This window comes from Burkholderia sp. AU15512 (genome assembly GCF_002223325.1).
Lineage (GTDB): Bacteria > Pseudomonadota > Gammaproteobacteria > Burkholderiales > Burkholderiaceae > Burkholderia.
The window spans coordinates 243,905-259,282 of the sequence record NZ_NKEX01000004.1 but is presented as its reverse complement, the minus strand read 5'-3'; the positions used below and the strand labels follow the sequence as shown (position 1 = coordinate 259,282).

General features: G+C 67.0%; 15 protein-coding genes. 10 read left to right on the top strand and 5 right to left on the bottom strand.

The genetic code is table 11. The features are described 5' to 3' along the window. Window positions 1-180: 180 nt before the first annotated feature. The 6 genes from CFB43_RS13760 (at window position 181) to cobA (ending at window position 6,375) form a co-directional block, all read left to right on the top strand. Window positions 181-1,860, top strand: a complete 1,680-nt coding sequence (locus CFB43_RS13760; RefSeq protein ID WP_089495450.1) for a nitrite/sulfite reductase — start codon at window positions 181-183, stop codon at window positions 1,858-1,860. Between the two features lie 25 nt (window positions 1,861-1,885). Continuing rightward, window positions 1,886-2,428 (top strand): DUF934 domain-containing protein, encoded by a 543-nt coding sequence (locus CFB43_RS13755; RefSeq protein WP_089495449.1) that lies wholly within the window; start codon window positions 1,886-1,888, stop codon window positions 2,426-2,428. Then, window positions 2,425-3,177 carry a phosphoadenylyl-sulfate reductase gene (locus CFB43_RS13750; protein WP_089495448.1) on the top strand — a complete coding sequence of 251 codons (753 nt, stop codon included), beginning with the start codon at window positions 2,425-2,427 and terminating at the stop codon, window positions 3,175-3,177. The genes CFB43_RS13755 and CFB43_RS13750 overlap by 4 nt, the downstream gene beginning before the upstream one ends. Before the next feature lie 76 nt (window positions 3,178-3,253). Beyond that, a complete protein-coding gene (gene cysD / locus CFB43_RS13745) occupies window positions 3,254-4,216 on the top strand; it encodes a sulfate adenylyltransferase subunit CysD (protein WP_034192618.1) in 963 nt (320 codons plus the stop codon). 22 nt (window positions 4,217-4,238) lie between these two features. After that, entirely contained in the window at window positions 4,239-5,555 is a 1,317-nt protein-coding gene (locus CFB43_RS13740) for a sulfate adenylyltransferase subunit 1 (protein ID WP_089495447.1), read from the top strand. A gap of 70 nt (window positions 5,556-5,625) precedes the next feature. Continuing rightward, window positions 5,626-6,375, top strand: coding sequence for a uroporphyrinogen-III C-methyltransferase (cobA, locus tag CFB43_RS13735; RefSeq protein WP_089440821.1), 750 nt, complete (start codon window positions 5,626-5,628; stop codon window positions 6,373-6,375). Window positions 6,376-6,456: 81 nt separating this feature from the next. Here cobA and CFB43_RS13730 read toward each other — a convergent pair whose 3' ends face one another. Genes CFB43_RS13730 through lptF form a run of 3 tightly spaced genes read right to left on the bottom strand, consistent with a single transcriptional unit; the run spans window position 6,457 to window position 9,111 of the window. Further along, the gene (locus tag CFB43_RS13730; protein ID WP_089440820.1) at window positions 6,457-6,840 is read right to left on the bottom strand and encodes a sirohydrochlorin chelatase; all 384 of its coding nucleotides are present in this window, start codon (window positions 6,838-6,840) and stop codon (window positions 6,457-6,459) included. Between the two features lie 27 nt (window positions 6,841-6,867). Next, window positions 6,868-8,016: an LPS export ABC transporter permease LptG gene (lptG, locus tag CFB43_RS13725; RefSeq protein WP_089440819.1), complete on the bottom strand. Its 1,149-nt coding sequence runs from the start codon at window positions 8,014-8,016 to the stop codon at window positions 6,868-6,870. A gap of 3 nt (window positions 8,017-8,019) precedes the next feature. Next, window positions 8,020-9,111 (bottom strand): LPS export ABC transporter permease LptF, encoded by a 1,092-nt coding sequence (gene lptF, locus CFB43_RS13720; protein WP_089495446.1) that lies wholly within the window; start codon window positions 9,109-9,111, stop codon window positions 8,020-8,022. Window positions 9,112-9,233: 122 nt separating this feature from the next. On the opposite strand from lptF, the gene CFB43_RS13715 reads away from it, so the two are divergent. From CFB43_RS13715 to CFB43_RS13705, 3 genes are read left to right on the top strand one after another with little or no spacing between them, the layout of a single operon-like run. Continuing rightward, window positions 9,234-10,745 carry a leucyl aminopeptidase gene (locus tag CFB43_RS13715; RefSeq protein WP_089495445.1) on the top strand — a complete coding sequence of 504 codons (1,512 nt, stop codon included), beginning with the start codon at window positions 9,234-9,236 and terminating at the stop codon, window positions 10,743-10,745. A gap of 34 nt (window positions 10,746-10,779) precedes the next feature. After that, complete coding sequence (locus tag CFB43_RS13710; protein ID WP_039368072.1) at window positions 10,780-11,196, top strand: DNA polymerase III subunit chi; 417 nt, start codon at window positions 10,780-10,782, stop codon at window positions 11,194-11,196. Between the two features lie 25 nt (window positions 11,197-11,221). Then, window positions 11,222-11,983 carry a DUF2486 family protein gene (locus CFB43_RS13705; RefSeq protein WP_089495444.1) on the top strand — a complete coding sequence of 254 codons (762 nt, stop codon included), beginning with the start codon at window positions 11,222-11,224 and terminating at the stop codon, window positions 11,981-11,983. Between the two features lie 142 nt (window positions 11,984-12,125). Here CFB43_RS13705 and CFB43_RS13700 read toward each other — a convergent pair whose 3' ends face one another. Further along, window positions 12,126-12,452, bottom strand: a complete 327-nt coding sequence (locus tag CFB43_RS13700) for a c-type cytochrome (protein WP_089426118.1) — start codon at window positions 12,450-12,452, stop codon at window positions 12,126-12,128. 126 nt (window positions 12,453-12,578) lie between these two features. Beyond that, window positions 12,579-14,252 (bottom strand): dihydroxy-acid dehydratase, encoded by a 1,674-nt coding sequence (ilvD, locus tag CFB43_RS13695; protein ID WP_089495443.1) that lies wholly within the window; start codon window positions 14,250-14,252, stop codon window positions 12,579-12,581. A gap of 135 nt (window positions 14,253-14,387) precedes the next feature. On the opposite strand from ilvD, the gene CFB43_RS13690 reads away from it, so the two are divergent. Continuing rightward, a complete protein-coding gene (locus tag CFB43_RS13690) occupies window positions 14,388-15,302 on the top strand; it encodes a LysR substrate-binding domain-containing protein (protein WP_089495442.1) in 915 nt (304 codons plus the stop codon). Window positions 15,303-15,378 lie beyond the last annotated feature (76 nt).

Below are 15,378 nucleotides of genomic sequence, written 5' to 3'. Positions count from 1 at the left end.
CGTTTGAAATATAAGGCGAGTTTATTACGATTCACCGGAGTTTTTCAAATATGGATATCTGTTTTCGTCATTAGCAATCCAGCCGGGCAGCGGAAGGCCGGCGATAGCGGCGGAACGGAGATTCGGGCGCGACGTGGCTAGGACGTCGCGCGGTCACCACGAAAACCCTGGGGTCCCCGAATGTATCAGTACGACCAATACGACCAGACGATCGTCGACGAGCGTGTCGCGCAGTACCGCGATCAGGTGCGCCGCCGGCTGTCGGGCGAGTTGAGCGAAGACGAGTTCCGTCCGCTGCGCCTGCAGAACGGCCTCTACATGCAGCGCCACGCGTACATGCACCGCATCGCGATTCCGTACGGCAACCTGCGCAGCGACCAGCTCCGGATGCTGGCGCGCATTGCCCGCGAACACGACCGCGGCTACGGTCACTTCTCGACCCGCTCGAACATCCAGTTCAACTGGATCAAGCTGGAAGAAACGCCCGAGATCCTCGCGAAGCTCGCGTCGGTGCAGATGCACGGCATCCAGACGTCGGGCAACTGCATCCGCAACATCACGGCCGACCAGTTCGCCGGCGTCGCGCAGGACGAAGAGATCGATCCGCGTCCGTGGTCGGAAATCCTGCGCCAGTGGTCGACGTTCCATCCCGAATTCGCCTGGCTGCCGCGCAAGTTCAAGATCGCGGTGTCGGGCTCGAAGGACGACCGCGCGGCCGTGCAGATCCACGACCTCGGCGTGTACCTGAAGAAGAACGCGCAGGGCGAAGTGGTCGCGAGCATCCTCGCGGGCGGCGGCCTCGGCCGGACGCCGATCATCGGCGCGGTGATCAAGGAAGACCTGCCGTGGCAGCACCTGCTTACCTACTGCGAAGCCGTGCTGCGCGTGTACAACCGTTACGGCCGCCGCGACAACCTGTACAAGGCGCGCATCAAGATCCTCGTGAAGGCGCTGTCGCCCGCGAAGTTCGCGCAGCAGGTCGAGGAAGAGTGGCAGCACCTGAAGGACGGCCCGTCGACGCTCACGCAGGCGGAAGTCGACCGCGTGTCGCAGTACTTCCAGCCGCCCGTCTACGAGAAGCTGGCCGACACCGACGCATCGTTCGAACAGCACCTGCTCGAGAACAAGGCGTTCGCGCGCTGGGTCGAGCGTAACGTCGCCCCGCACAAGGTGTCAGGCTATGCCGCCGTCACGCTGTCGCTGAAGGATCACCGTATCGCGCCGGGCGACGCGACCGACCAGCAGATGGATCTGGTGGCCGACTGGGCCGACGCTTACTCGTTCGGCGAGCTGCGCGTGTCGCACGAGCAGAACCTGATTCTCGCGAACGTGAAGAAGCGCGACCTGTTCGCGGTGTGGGAAAAGGCGAAGGCAGCCGGTTTCGCGACGCCGAACATCGGCCTGCTGACCGACATCATCGCGTGCCCGGGCGGCGACTTCTGCTCGCTCGCGAACGCGAAGTCGATCCCGATCGCGCTGGCGATCCAGCAGCGTTTCGACGATCTCGACTATGTGTACGACCTCGGCGACCTGTCGTTGAACATTTCCGGTTGCATGAACTCGTGCGGTCACCACCACGTCGGCAACATCGGCATCCTCGGCGTCGACAAGGACGGCGCCGAGTGGTACCAGGTGTCGCTCGGCGGCGAGCAGGGCACGGGCCGGAACGGCGCGCGCCTCGGCCGCGTGATCGGGCCGTCGTTCTCGGCGGAGGAAGTGCCCGACGTGATCGCGAAGCTGATCGACACGTTCGTCGAATCGCGCGTCGACGGCGAGCGCTTCGTCGACACGTACGACCGCATCGGCATCGCGCCGTTCAAGGAGCGCGTGTATGCGGCGCGCCAGGCAGTGAACGCGTAACCAACCGGGTAGAAGGAATAAGCAGATGGCTTCGATTATCAAGAACCGCGCAGTGATCGACGATGCATGGCAGGTCGTGCGCGCGGCGGAAGACGGCGCACTGCCCGCGGTCGACGCGTTGCCGGCCGGCAAGGTGCTGGTGCCGTTCGCATTGTGGCAGGCCGAGCGCGCGGCGCTCGTCGCCGCGAAGACGAAGGACGAGCTCGGCGTATGGCTCGCACCGGACAGCGAGCCGGCCGATCTCGTGGCCGATTTCGGCGCGATTTCGCTGATCGCCGTCGAGTTCCCGCGCTTCGCGGACGGCCGCGGCTACAGCATCGCGCGCCTGCTGCGCGAGCGCCACGGCTGGACGGGCGAACTGCGCGCGATCGGCGATGTGCTGCGCGACCAGTTGCTGTACATGTCGCGTTGCGGCTTCGACGCATACGCGGTGCGCGCCGACAAGGACATCCACGACGCGCTGAATGCGTTCACGGAATTCACGCAGCGTTACCAGGGCGCGTTCGACCAGCCCGAACCGCTGTTCCGCCGCCGCGGCGCGACGCCCGACGCGAAGGTGAGCGCATGAGCACCGCGACCGCTACCGCGCTGACGCCGGAACTCGCCGCGAAGGTCGAGCGCCTCGACGCGCTGCTCGCGCAGATCGGTGCCCGTCACGAGAAGGTGAAGTTCGCGAGCAGCCTCGCGGCGGAAGACATGCTGCTGACGCATGCGATCCTGTCGAAGGGCGTGCGGATCGGCATCTTCTCGCTGAACACGGGCCGCCTGCACGCGGAAACGCTCGGCATGATCGACCGCGTGCGCGAGCGCTACGGCTACGAGATCGAGCAGTTCCATCCGCAGCAGGACGCGGTCGACCAGTACGTCGCCGAGCACGGCCTGAACGCGTTCTACGAGAGCGTCGAGCTGCGCAAGTCGTGCTGCCACATCCGCAAGGTCGAGCCGCTGAATCGCGCGCTCGCGGACGTCGGCGCATGGATCACGGGCCAGCGCCGCGAGCAGTCGGTCACGCGTGCCGAGCTGCACGAGGAAGAGCAGGACGAAGCGCGCGGGATCGCGAAGTACAACCCGCTCGCCGACTGGACGGAAAGCGACGTGTGGGCGTACCTCGAGGCGTTTGACGTGCCGGTGAATCCGCTGCATGCGCGCGGCTACCCGAGCATCGGCTGCGAGCCGTGTACGCGGGCGATCCGTCCCGGCGAGGACAGCCGCGCGGGCCGCTGGTGGTGGGAGTCGCGCGATACGAAGGAATGCGGCTTGCACATCACGACGATCACGCCGATTCCCGCGGACGCCGCTGCCGGCGCCACGCACTGAAAGCCTGACAAGAAACTGAATATTGCGCCGCCTGCGACAGCGGGCGGCACGAACCCAGAAGAGAAGGACTGAAATCATGAGCACGACGCTCGAGCAATCCGCCTTTGCCCCGCCCGCCGGTGCCGACAACCGCATGGGCCACCTCGACTGGCTCGAAGCCGAGTCGATCCACATCCTGCGCGAACTGGTCGCCGAATGCAGCAAGCCGGCGCTGTTGTTCTCGGGCGGCAAGGATTCGGTCGTCGTGCTGCATCTGGCGCTGAAGGCATTCGGCCTCGGCGCGAACCGCAAGACGACGCTGCCGTTCCCGCTCGTGCACATCGATACGGGCCACAACTACGAAGAAGTGATCGACTTCCGCGATCGCCGCGCGCAAGAACTCGGCGCCGAACTGGTCGTCGGCCACGTCGAGGATTCGATCAAGCGCGGCACGGTCGTGCTGCGCCGCGAAACCGATTCGCGCAATGCCGCGCAGGCCGTCACGTTGCTCGAGACGATCGAGCAGCATGGCTACACGGCGCTGATCGGCGGCGCGCGCCGCGACGAAGAGAAGGCGCGTGCGAAGGAACGCATCTTCTCGTTCCGCGACGAATTCGGCCAGTGGGATCCGAAGGCGCAGCGCCCGGAACTGTGGAGCCTGTACAACGCCCGCCTGCACAAGGGCGAACACCTGCGCGTGTTCCCGATCTCGAACTGGACCGAGCTCGACGTGTGGCAGTACATCGCGCGCGAAAACCTCGAACTGCCGTCGATCTATTACGCGCACCAGCGCGAGATCGTGCGCCGCAACGGGCTGCTCGTGCCCGTCACGCCGCTCACGCCGATGCGTGACGGCGAGACGAGCGAGCTCGCGCAGGTGCGCTTCCGCACGGTCGGCGACATTTCCTGCACGTGCCCGGTCGAGAGCGACGCGGACGACGTCGAGAAGATCATCGCCGAGACGGCGGTGACCGAGATCACCGAGCGCGGCGCGACCCGGATGGACGACCAGGCCTCCGAAGCCGCGATGGAACAGCGCAAGAAGCAAGGTTATTTCTGAAGCACACGAGGACATTCACATCATGAGCATCATCGAGAACACCGAAGACCTCGGCGTGCTGCGCTTCATTACCGCAGGCAGCGTCGACGACGGCAAGAGCACGCTGATCGGCCGCCTGCTGTACGACAGCAAGGCCGTGCTGTCCGACCAGTTGTCCGCGCTGTCGCGTGCGAAGAACAAGCGCACGGTCGGCGACGAGCTCGACCTCGCGCTGCTGACCGACGGCCTCGAAGCCGAGCGCGAGCAGGGCATCACGATCGACGTCGCGTACCGCTACTTCGCGACCGCGAAGCGCAAGTTCATCATCGCCGATACGCCGGGCCACGAGCAGTACACGCGCAACATGGTGACGGGCGCATCGACCGCGCACGCGGCGATCGTGTTGATCGACGCGACGCGCATCACGGTCGAAAACGGTGTCGTGCAACTCCTGCCGCAGACCAAGCGCCACAGCGCGATCGTCAAGCTGCTCGGGCTGCAGCACGTGATCGTCGCGATCAACAAGATGGACCTCGTCGACTACAGCGAAGCGCGCTTCAACGAGATCCGCGACGCATACGTCACGCTCGCGAAGCAGCTTGGCCTGAGCGACGTGCGCTTCGTGCCGGTATCGGCGCTGAAGGGCGACAACATCGTCGGCGCGAGCGAGCGCATGCCGTGGTACGCGGGCGAACCGCTGCTCGACGTGCTCGAATCGCTGCCGGTCGAGACGCAGGCGCATGACGCGCTGCGCTTCCCGGTGCAATGGGTCGCGCGCCAGGACGGCAGCTCGGCGGACGATTTCCGCGGCTACATGGGCCGGATCGAGTCGGGCGAAGTGAAGGTCGGCGACGAGATCGTCGTGCTGCCGTCGAACCGCACGGCGACGATCGCGGAGATCGTCGCGCCGGTGCCGGGCGGCACCGCGTCCGTGCCGCACGCATTCGCGGGCCAGACCGTGACGATCCGCCTCGCGGAAGACGTCGACGTGTCGCGCGGCGACATGTTCGTCACGTCCGGCGAGCCGGTCGAGCCGGCGAAGAAGCTCGAAGCCGATCTGTGCTGGTTCGACGAGACGCCGCTGTCGCCGCAGCGCAAATACCTGCTGAAGCAGACCACCAGCACGGTGTTCGCGAAGATCGGCGGCGTCAGGCAGGTGCTCGACGTGCACACGCTGTCGCACGCGACCGACCGTCACGATCTGAAGATGAACGACATCGGCCGCGTCGCGCTGACGCTGCAGAAGCCGATCGTGTGCGACACGTACGACGCGCATCCGGGTACCGGTGCGTTCGTGCTGATCGACGAGGCGACGCATCACACGGTCGCCGCAGGGATGATCCGGGCGTTCTCGGCATGACCGGGCAACCGCGCCGCTTCGCGGCGGCGCGGGCCGGAGCCGACGCCCGCTGGAAGGCGAAGCGACAAACATGGGCAAGGTGTATCTGATCGGAGCAGGGCCGGGCGCGGCCGACCTCATCACGGTGCGCGGCGCGCGGCTGCTCGAGCAGGCGGACGTCGTGCTGCACGACGCGCTCGTCGAGCCCGCGATGCTCGACTACGCGCCGAATGCGCGCCGGATCGCCGTCGGCAAGCGCTGCGGGCAGCGCTCGACCGCGCAGCACTTCATCAACAAGCAGATCGTCGATGCGGCACGCGAGCACGCGTGCGTCGTGCGGCTGAAGGGCGGCGACCCGATGCTGTTCGGTCGCGCCGAAGAGGAGATGCGCGCGCTGGAAGCGGCCGGCATCGACTACGAGGTCGTGCCGGGCATCACCGCGGCGCTGGCCGGCGCGGCGACGCTGAAGCGTTCGCTGACGTTGCGCGGCGTGTCGCGCAGCGTCGCGTTCGCGACGCACAGCCGCGCGCCGGGCAGCGACGAGATTCGCGAAGCCGCGCGCGCCGATTCGATCGTCTATTACATGGGCCGCGACAGCGCGCCCGGCATCGCGCAGGAACTGATCGACGCGGGCCGTGCGCCGGCGACGCCGGTGGCGATCGTCGAGGCGTGCAGCACCGCGCGCGAACGCACGCTGACGCTGACGCTCGGGCAGATGGCGGCGGGCGACGCGCAGGCGTGGCTCGATCCTGCGGAACCGAGCCTGCTGATGATCGGCGATGCGTTCGCCGAGCGCGCCGGGCAGGCGAAAGCGGGCGATGCGCTGCGAAATGCGGCCTGAGCGGAATCCGGCTGGAGTCCCAAATGAAAAAAGCGCTGGCGGAGGCCGGCGCTTTTTCTTTGTGGGCCGTGACGGCGTGATTTACGCGTCGTCGCCGATCTGGCCGATGCAGTAGCGCGCGATCGCGTCGAGCACGCCGTCGTCTTCGCCGACGGCCGTCGCGCAGCGGATCTCGACACCCGGATGCACGGCGCGGCACGCGTCGACGAGCTGCGGCAGGTCGCGGCGGACATGGCCGCCCTGGCCGAAGAACACGGGCACCACGGTGATGTGCGTGCAGCCGGCCGCGACCTGCTCGGCGACCGCGTCACCGAGCGACGGCGTCATCAGTTCGAGAAACGCGAGCGACACATGTGCGGCGGGGGAGGGGGCGCCGCGCAGCCGCGCGGCGAGCCGTTCGAACGGCTCGGCCCAGCGCGGGTCACGCGCGCCGTGGCCGAACAGGATGATGCCGTGCGAACTCATGTCGAACCCTCCGTCGTGACGCGGCGCTCAGTGCCGGTCGACCCACTTGAGCGCGAACAGGCCGAGCGCGAGATAGATCAGGCCCGGCGTCGCCGCGGTGAGCGGCGCGGGCCACGTGTTCAGCGTGCCGATGTGCGAGAACAGCGTGTTGAGGAGCTGGAAGCTCATGCCGAGCATGATGCCGCCGAACACCTTCACGCCGACCACGCCCGCACGCGTGTGCAGGTACGCGAACGGCAGCGACAGCACGAGCATCACGAACACCGCGAACGGATACAGCAGCTTGCGCCACAGCGCGATGTCGTAGCGCTGCGTGTCCTGCTGGTTCTCGCGCAAATGCTGGATGTAGCGGAACAGGTTGATGATCGACATGCGATCCGGCGACACGAGCAGCACCGACAGGATCTGCGGCGTCAGGTCCGAGCGCAACCGGTATTCGGGCAGCGATACCTGCTGCGACCGGTACACGGGGTTCAGCGCGTCGGCCGGCTGGCCGGCGATCGGCTTGATCGGCGTCAGCTCGGTTTCGTTGACGCCCTTCAGCAGCCAGTGGCCGGGCGGCTCGTAACGGCCCGTCTGCGCGATCCGCACGTTGCGCAGCTGGAATTTCGAATCGAATTCGTAGATGCGAACGTTGCTGATCGTCGAGTCGGGCGACAGGCTGCCGACGTTGACGAAGCGCGTGACCTGCTCGCCGTTTTCACGGGCCGCGAGCGTGTCCTTCACCCACACGCCCGACTGGAAGTTCGACGACACCGATGCACCGAGCGCCTGCAGCCGCACGCGTTCGGACAGCTGGTCGGCGTACGGGCCGACGAATTCGCCGATCAGGTAGGTGACGATCACGAGCGGCACGCCGATCTTCAGCAGCGAGCGCAGCGCCTGGTTGGTCGCGAGGCCCGACACGCGGAAGATCGTGAATTCCGAGTTCGCGGCCATCTGCGCGAACACGTAGATCGCGCTGATCAGCGCGGCGACCGGGATGATTTCGTAGAAGCGCGACGGGGTCTGCAGCGCGACGCGCAGCACCGCGTAGCCGAACTTGTAGTTGCCGTGCCCGACCGAGTTCAGTTCGCTGATCAGGTCGAAGAAGAAGAACAGGCCCGAGAACGCGAACAGGATGAAGACGAACGTGACGTAGATCTGTCGCGCGAAGTACTTTTCATAGAGCCGCATCGATCATGCTCCCGAGCGGCCGAACAGCGCGCGTGTAAACAGCGGACGATTGCGCACGCGCAACCAGAAGATGAACGCGACGATCGCCGCGACGACCAGATGCAGGCCGACGAGACCGACGCCGAACGACATCTTGCCCTGCTCGATCTGCGACTGCACCACGTTCAGCAGGTTCGAGTACGTGAGGTAGATCAGCACGGCCATCACGAGGTTGATCGTGCGGCTGCGGCGCGGGTTCTGGTACGACAGCGGGATGCCGAGCACCATCAGGTTGATCGCGATCAGCGGCAGCCCCGCGCGCCACGCGAATTCCGCGAGGTTGTCGTTCGTCGGGTTGCGCAGCAGATCCGGCGTCGGCGTGCTGTTGGTGGTCTGCACGTTGGTGACCGGGGTGCTCGTGATCTTCACGCCGTAGCGCTCGAACTCCATGATCTTGAAATTCGGCTGGCCGGGCGTGCCGTCGTAGCGGCGGCCGTTCTCCAGGACGACGAAGCGGCTGCCGTCGCGCGTTTCCGTGTGCCCCGTCTGCGACACGACCACGTTGACCTTGCCGTTCTCGGTCGAGGTCACGAACACGTTCTGCACCTTGCTCTGGTCGGGCGTCATCTTCTCGATGAAGAACACGCGGTGGTTCGAGGCCGATTCGCGGAACTGGCCCGGCGCGAGCAGCGAGATCTCGTCGCGCTGCTGGAAGCGCGCCTTGATCATCTTGCTTTGCTGGTTCGACCACGGCCAGCCGACGAACGCGAAGAAGGCGATCAGCAGGATGATCGGCGTGGCGAACACGCCGATCGGCTTGATGAGGCGCGTGAGGCTCACGCCGGACGCGAGCCACACGACCATTTCGGAGTCCCGGTACCACCGGGTCAGCACGAACAGGATCGACACGAACAGCGTGACGACGAGCATCACGGCGAGGTAGCCGATCACGGTGAGGCCGATCAGCACGAGGACGTCCCGCGGATCGATTTCACCGGACGCGGCGTAGCCGACGATGCGGATCATCATCGTCGTGAGCATGATCGTGAGCAGCACCATGAACACGGCGCCAGCCGTATACGCAAGCTCGCGCTGGAGGGAGCGTTCGAAGATCATTCTTGATGAGAAGAGGGCGGGAGGCTGCGCACGCGTGGTGGAGCGCTCGCGCCGCCACGGGAAAAATAGCGGATAATTGCGGCTTTCATCCTTAGCCCAGATTTTATCCGAGGACAAGCGCGATGGACTTTAGCATAAAAGGCTGTGATTGGAGCAAAGGCGAGGCGAAGGGGTTCCTGACCGGGAAGTCCGACTGCATCGTGCTCGGCATCTTCGAGGCGCAGACCCTGTCGGGCGCGGCGCTCGATATCGACACGGCCACCAAGGGGCTGATTTCGCGCGTGATCAAGGCCGGCGACATGGACGGCAAGCGCGGCAAGACGCTGTTCCTGCACGAAGTGTCGGGCATCGGCGCGTCGCGCGTGCTGCTCGTCGGCCTCGGCAAGCAGGATGCTTTCAATCAGAAAGCCTATAACGACGCCGTGGCGGCCGCATGGCGCGCGCTGCTGGCGACCAAGGTCGTCCAGGTCACGTTCACGCTCGCGCAACTGCCGGTCGACGAGCGCAGCTCCGACTGGGGCGTGCGCGCGGCAATCCTCGCGCTGCGCAACGAGACCTACCGCTTCACGCAGATGAAGAGCAAGCCGGAGCCGGCGTCGCACACGCTCAAGCGTGTCGTGTTCAGCGTCGATCCGTCCGACGAAAAAGCCGCGAAGGTCGCGGTCAAGCAGGCCGTCGCGCTCGCGAACGGGATGGATCTCACCCGCGACCTCGGCAACCTGCCGGGCAACGTCTGCACGCCGACCTACCTCGGCAACACCGCGAAGAAGATCGCGAAGGATTGGGGCCTGAAGGCGGAAGTGCTCGGGCTCAAGCAGATCCAGGCGCTGAAGATGGGCTCGTTCCTGTCGGTCGCGCGCGCGTCGGTCGAGCCGCCGCAGTTCATCGTGCTGCACTACCAGGGCGCCGCGGCGAAGGCCGCGCCGGTCGTGCTGGTCGGCAAGGGCATCACGTTCGACACGGGCGGCATCTCGCTGAAGCCGGGCGAGGGCATGGACGAGATGAAGTACGACATGTGCGGCGCGGGTTCCGTGCTGGGCACGATGCGTGCGGTCGCCGAGATGGGCCTGAAGATCAACGTCGTCGCGATCGTGCCGACCTGCGAGAACATGCCGGGCGGCAACGCGACGAAGCCGGGCGACATCGTCACCAGCATGAAGGGCCTGACGATCGAGGTGCTGAACACCGACGCCGAAGGCCGCCTGATCCTGTGCGACGCGCTCACGTATGCCGAGCGCTTCAAGCCGGCTGCGGTGATCGACGTTGCCACGCTGACGGGCGCGTGCGTGATCGCGCTGGGCGGCCACAACAGCGGCCTGTTCTCGACGAACGATGCGCTCGCGGGCGAACTGCTCGACGCATCGCGCGAAGCGAACGATCCGGCATGGCGCATGCCGCTCGACGACGAGTACCAGGATCAGCTGAAGTCGAACTTCGCGGATCTCGCGAACATCGGCGGGCGCCCGGCCGGCGCCGTGACGGCCGCGTGCTTCCTGTCGCGCTTCACCGAGAGCTATCCGTGGGCCCACCTCGACATCGCGGGCACCGCATGGAAGGGTGGTGCGGCGAAGGGCGCGACGGGCCGTCCGGTGCCGCTGCTCGCGCAGTTCCTGATCGACCGCGCCGGCCAGTGATGGCGGTGTTGACGACGCTGCGGGTACGCGGGCAATGACGCGGATCGATTTCCACTCGAACGTCGGCGATTCGCTCGCGTACGCGTGCCGGCTGCTGCGCAAGGCCTACCTGGCCGGGCAGCCGGTCGTCGTGCTCGCCGAGCCCGCGCGCCTGCGCGCGCTCGACGAGCGGCTCTGGACGTTCTCGCCGCTCGATTTCATCCCGCATTGCGGTGTCGACAGCGAGCACGCCGCCGGCACGCCGATCGTGCTGGCCGCGGATCTCGACCGCGCGCCGCATCATCACGTGCTGCTGAATCTCGGCGCAGCCGTGCCCGCGCAGTTCGCCCGCTTCGAGCGCCTGCTCGAAGTGGTCGGCAATGCGCCGGACGAGCTGGCCGCGGGCCGCGATCGCTACCGGTTCTACCGCGACCGCGGTTACGCGCTGAACAACTACAAGCAGGGCAGCTAGCCGCAACCGTCAACGGAGTGTTCCCGTGACCGAAGCCGATTCATCCTCGATCCCGACGCTGACCGACGTGCTGGTGCCGGGCAAGCCGGTGCCAGCGCGCTCGCCCGCGCCAGACGTACCGCAGCGGGCGGCCAACGCGGCGATTCCGGTGCTCACCGACGTGGTCGTGCCGCACGCCGCAGATGCGGCGCCGGCCGATTCCATCCAAAGTGAACGCGACCCCGATTCCGTCGTGGTCGAATGCGTGCCGACGCCGCACGTGCCGGCGGTCGAACTGCCGGGCGACGTGGCGACGGCTGCCGCGGCAGCGATGGGCGAGACCGACGCGCCGGCCGAACCCGGCGCCGCGGAGCACGTGGTCGCCGAAGATTCGGCGGCAATGCGCGCGCCGCTGCAATCGTCGCTGGCCGACGCCGATGTGCCGCTACCCGCGTTCGCAGCGGTGGCGCACGAGGCGGTGGGGCACGCGCGTGAAGTGCACCTGCCGGAGGCCGTCGTACCAGTCGCTGCGCTGCAGCCGGAAGCGCAGGCTGCAGCCGGGCTGACACCGGAAGATGCACAGCACATCGCCGAGCGCCTGCGCAATCGCCTGACGAACTATCTGACCGGGGAAGGGCGCGACGCGATCGAAGCCCGCTGTCGCGATGCGCTGCATGAGCACTCGGCCTGGCTGGTCGGCCAGATCACGCGCGAAGTGGCGCTGGCGCTGGAAACCGAGGTGATGGACTGGGTCCGCGACGCGGTCGACGAAGAGATCGCACGACGCCGCGCCGGTCATTCCGGCTAAGCAACGGGCGTTTCGCTGAAAAGCGGGGTGCGATTCCAGTAAAGGCCGGTGAAGCTACCGGCGGGGTACTGCACGGGTGAGTCGGATATGCCCGCCAGTCGCCGGAATCCGGCAGGTTGGCTATTCGGCCCGGGCGTTCGGATCAGCGCACCGACAGCACCCATTGCGCGAGCGTGTGGGCTTCGCTGTTCGTCAGTTGCGTATTGGCGGGCATCGGCACGCCGCCCCATACGCCGACGCTGCCTTTCACGATCGACTGGGCAAGGTAATCGACGGCGTCGCCGCGCGGCGCATACTTGCCGGCGATGTCGTGGAACGACGGGCCCATCAGCGGCTTGCCGATCGCGTGGCAGGCCATGCAGTTCTTGCGCTGGGCCAGCGCGAGCCCGTCGGCCTGGTCGGCGCGCGCCGCTGCCCCGCTGCCGATCAGCAAGGTGGCGAGCAGGACGCGCAATATCGAGTGTTTCATGCGGTTCTCCGCCGGCGGGGACGGCCGGCTACATGGTCCGCGCATTATAGAAGCAAAGGGAAAGCGCGTTTTGCGCGTTCCCCGGCGGCCATGTTTATCGGGGTCGCATGGCTTGACGTGCCCGGATCAACCCGTAACGGCGCCCTGGTTCGCCGGGCGGGCGAGCGCCGCGAATTTCGCGAGCACGCCGCGCGTGTAGCGTGGCGCCGGCTGTTGCCATGCGGCGCGGCGGCGCGCGAGTTCCGCATCGTCGACGTTCAGTTGCAGCAGCAGCCGATGCGCGTCGATCGTGATGGAGTCACCCTCTTGCACGAGCGCGATCGTGCCGCCGACGAACGCCTCGGGCGCGACGTGGCCGACCACCATCCCCCAGGTGCCGCCCGAGAAGCGGCCGTCCGTGATGAAGCCGACCGATTCGCCGAGCCCCTTGCCGATGATCGCCGACGTCGGCGCGAGCATTTCCGGCATGCCGGGGCCGCCCTTCGGGCCGAGGTAGCGCAGCACGAGGATGTCGCCGGCGCGGATCCGGTCGCCGAGAATCGCATCCATCGCGCTTTGCTCGTCGTCGAACACGCGTGCCGGGCCCGTGATCACCGGGTTCTTCAGGCCGGTGATCTTCGCGACCGCGCCGTCTTCCGCGAGATTGCCCTTCAGGATGGCGAGGTGGCCTTCCTTGTACAGCGCGCGGTCGATCGGGAAGATCACGTCCTGGTCCGCGCGCGGCACGCTCGGCACGTCCTTCAGCTCGTCGGCGAGCGTGCGGCCGGTGATCGTCATGCAGTCGCCGTGCAGCAGCCCCGCGTCGAGCAGGAGCTTCAGCACCTGCGGAATCCCGCCGGCCCGGTGCAGGTCGGTCGCGACGTACTTCCCCGACGGCTTCAGGTCGCAGATCACGGGCACGCGCTTGCGGATGCGCTCGAAGTCCTCGATCGTCCAGTCGACCTCGGCCGCGTGCGCGATCGCGAGGTAGTGCAGCACCGCATTGGTCGAGCCGCCCGTCGCCATGATCACCGACACCGCGTTCTCGATCGACGCCTTCGTGATGATGTCGCGCGGCTTCAGGTCGCGCTTCACGGCTTCGACGAGCACGCGCGCCGATTCGGCAGCCGAATCGACCTTCTCCTGGTCGGGGTTCGCCATCGTCGACGAGTACAGCAGCGACATCCCGAGCGCCTCGAACGACGAGCTCATCGTGTTCGCGGTGTACATGCCGCCGCACGACCCCGACGTCGGGCAGGCGTTCTGCTCGACGCCTTCGAAATCCTCCTGCGACATCCGGCCCGCGGTGAACTCGCCGACCGCCTCGAACGACGACACGATCGTCAGGTCCCGGCCTTTCCAGTTGCCGGGGCGGATCGTGCCGCCATACACGTAGATGCCCGGCACGTTCAGGCGCGCGAGCGCGATCATCCCGCCCGGCATGTTCTTGTCGCAGCCGCCGACCACCACCACGCCGTCCATCCATTGCCCCTGCACGCAGGTCTCGATGCAGTCGGCGATCACCTCGCGCGACACGAGCGAGTACTTCATGCCTTCGGTGCCCATCGACATGCCGTCCGAAATCGTCGGCGTGCCGAAGATCTGCGGGTTCGCATCGGCCGCCTTCACGGCCGCGACGGCGGCGTCCGACAGGCGCTGCAGGCCGGAATTGCACGGCGTGATCGTCGAATGGCCGTTCGCGATGCCGATCATCGGCTTGTCGAAATCGTCCTTCTGGTAGCCGAGTGCGTAATACATCGAGCGGTTCGGCGAGCGGGCCACGCCTTGCGTGATGTGCTTCGAGCGACGGTTGTAAGCCATGGGGGACTCCATCGTTGTCTGGGCAACGCCGTCGAGCGGCGAGCCGGTTCGGATCAGTCAAGCATGGAGTGTCCGGATTGGGATGTCCAATATATTATTTGTCGCTTATTAAGTCGTTCTTCGAATGAGAGAGCCATGGCCGATCCGACTCCCGACCTGCGCCAGTGGCGCTATTTCGTGACCGTCGCCGACGAGCGCCATTTCGGCCGCGCGGCCGAACGCCTGTCGATGACGCAGCCGCCGCTGTCGCAGGCGATCCGTGCGCTCGAGGATGCGCTCGGCGTCGCGCTGTTCGCGCGCACCAAGCGCTCGGTGGCGCTGACGGCGGTCGGGGCGGCGCTGCTGCCGGACGTGCGCCGGCTGCTTGCAGCGGCCGATGCGTTGCCGCCGCTGGCGCGACGGCTCGCGCGCGGCGAGGCCGGCTCGCTGTCGCTCGCGTTCGTGTCGACCGCCGATTACGGGCTGCTGCCCGCGCTGCTGCGGGCGTTCGGTGCGCGCTATCCGCAGGTGCGGCTGCAACTCGCGGAGGCGACGAGCGACGTGCAGATCGACGAGCTCGTCGCGGGGCGCATCGACGCGGGGCTCGTCATTCCGCCCGTGCCGCCGCGCCACGCGGCCGGGCTGTCGTACCTGCCCGTCATGCGCGAGCCGCTGGTGGTGGCGATGCCGGCGGCGGCGAGCGATGCGCCGGAAGACGAGCCCGTCCGTCTCGCCGAGGTTGCCGCGTTGCCGCTCGTGATCTTTCCGCGTCGTCTGGCACCCGGCTTTTATGACATCATTACGGGCTGCTACGGCGCGGCGGGGGCAACGCCGCACATCGGCCAGGAGGCGATCCAGATGCAGACGATCGTCAGCCTGGTGTCGGCCGGCATGGGCGTCGCACTGGTGCCGCAATCGCTGCGTAACCTGCGGCGCACCGGCGTGGTCTACCGGCCGCTTGCCGATCACGCGCCGGTCGTCGAGACAGGCCTCGTGTGGCGCACCGGTGACGTGAGCCCCGTGCTGGCCGGCTTCATCGATGTCGTGCGCGCGCAGGGCCTCGCCACGTGACGTGAACGATGACGCGCCGGTGCCGTCCAACGCGCGGTGCGGCGCGTTTGCGACGGCCGTACCGCATTCGAAAACT

Excerpts from the sequence above, each read along its gene's own strand:
- CFB43_RS13760 (WP_089495450.1), top strand. The coding sequence starts at position 181 with ATGTATCAGTACGACCAATACGACCAGACGATCGTCGACGAGCGTGTC.
- CFB43_RS13755 (WP_089495449.1), top strand. The coding sequence starts at position 1,886 with ATGGCTTCGATTATCAAGAACCGCGCAGTGATCGACGATGCATGGCAG.
- CFB43_RS13750 (WP_089495448.1), top strand. The coding sequence starts at position 2,425 with ATGAGCACCGCGACCGCTACCGCGCTGACGCCGGAACTCGCCGCGAAG.
- cysD (WP_034192618.1), top strand. The coding sequence starts at position 3,254 with ATGAGCACGACGCTCGAGCAATCCGCCTTTGCCCCGCCCGCCGGTGCC.
- CFB43_RS13740 (WP_089495447.1), top strand. The coding sequence starts at position 4,239 with ATGAGCATCATCGAGAACACCGAAGACCTCGGCGTGCTGCGCTTCATT.
- cobA (WP_089440821.1), top strand. The coding sequence starts at position 5,626 with ATGGGCAAGGTGTATCTGATCGGAGCAGGGCCGGGCGCGGCCGACCTC.
- CFB43_RS13730 (WP_089440820.1), bottom strand. The coding sequence starts at position 6,840 with ATGAGTTCGCACGGCATCATCCTGTTCGGCCACGGCGCGCGTGACCCG.
- lptG (WP_089440819.1), bottom strand. The coding sequence starts at position 8,016 with ATGCGGCTCTATGAAAAGTACTTCGCGCGACAGATCTACGTCACGTTC.
- lptF (WP_089495446.1), bottom strand. The coding sequence starts at position 9,111 with ATGATCTTCGAACGCTCCCTCCAGCGCGAGCTTGCGTATACGGCTGGC.
- CFB43_RS13715 (WP_089495445.1), top strand. The coding sequence starts at position 9,234 with ATGGACTTTAGCATAAAAGGCTGTGATTGGAGCAAAGGCGAGGCGAAG.
- CFB43_RS13710 (WP_039368072.1), top strand. The coding sequence starts at position 10,780 with ATGACGCGGATCGATTTCCACTCGAACGTCGGCGATTCGCTCGCGTAC.
- CFB43_RS13700 (WP_089426118.1), bottom strand. The coding sequence starts at position 12,452 with ATGAAACACTCGATATTGCGCGTCCTGCTCGCCACCTTGCTGATCGGC.
- ilvD (WP_089495443.1), bottom strand. The coding sequence starts at position 14,252 with ATGGCTTACAACCGTCGCTCGAAGCACATCACGCAAGGCGTGGCCCGC.
- CFB43_RS13690 (WP_089495442.1), top strand. The coding sequence starts at position 14,388 with ATGGCCGATCCGACTCCCGACCTGCGCCAGTGGCGCTATTTCGTGACC.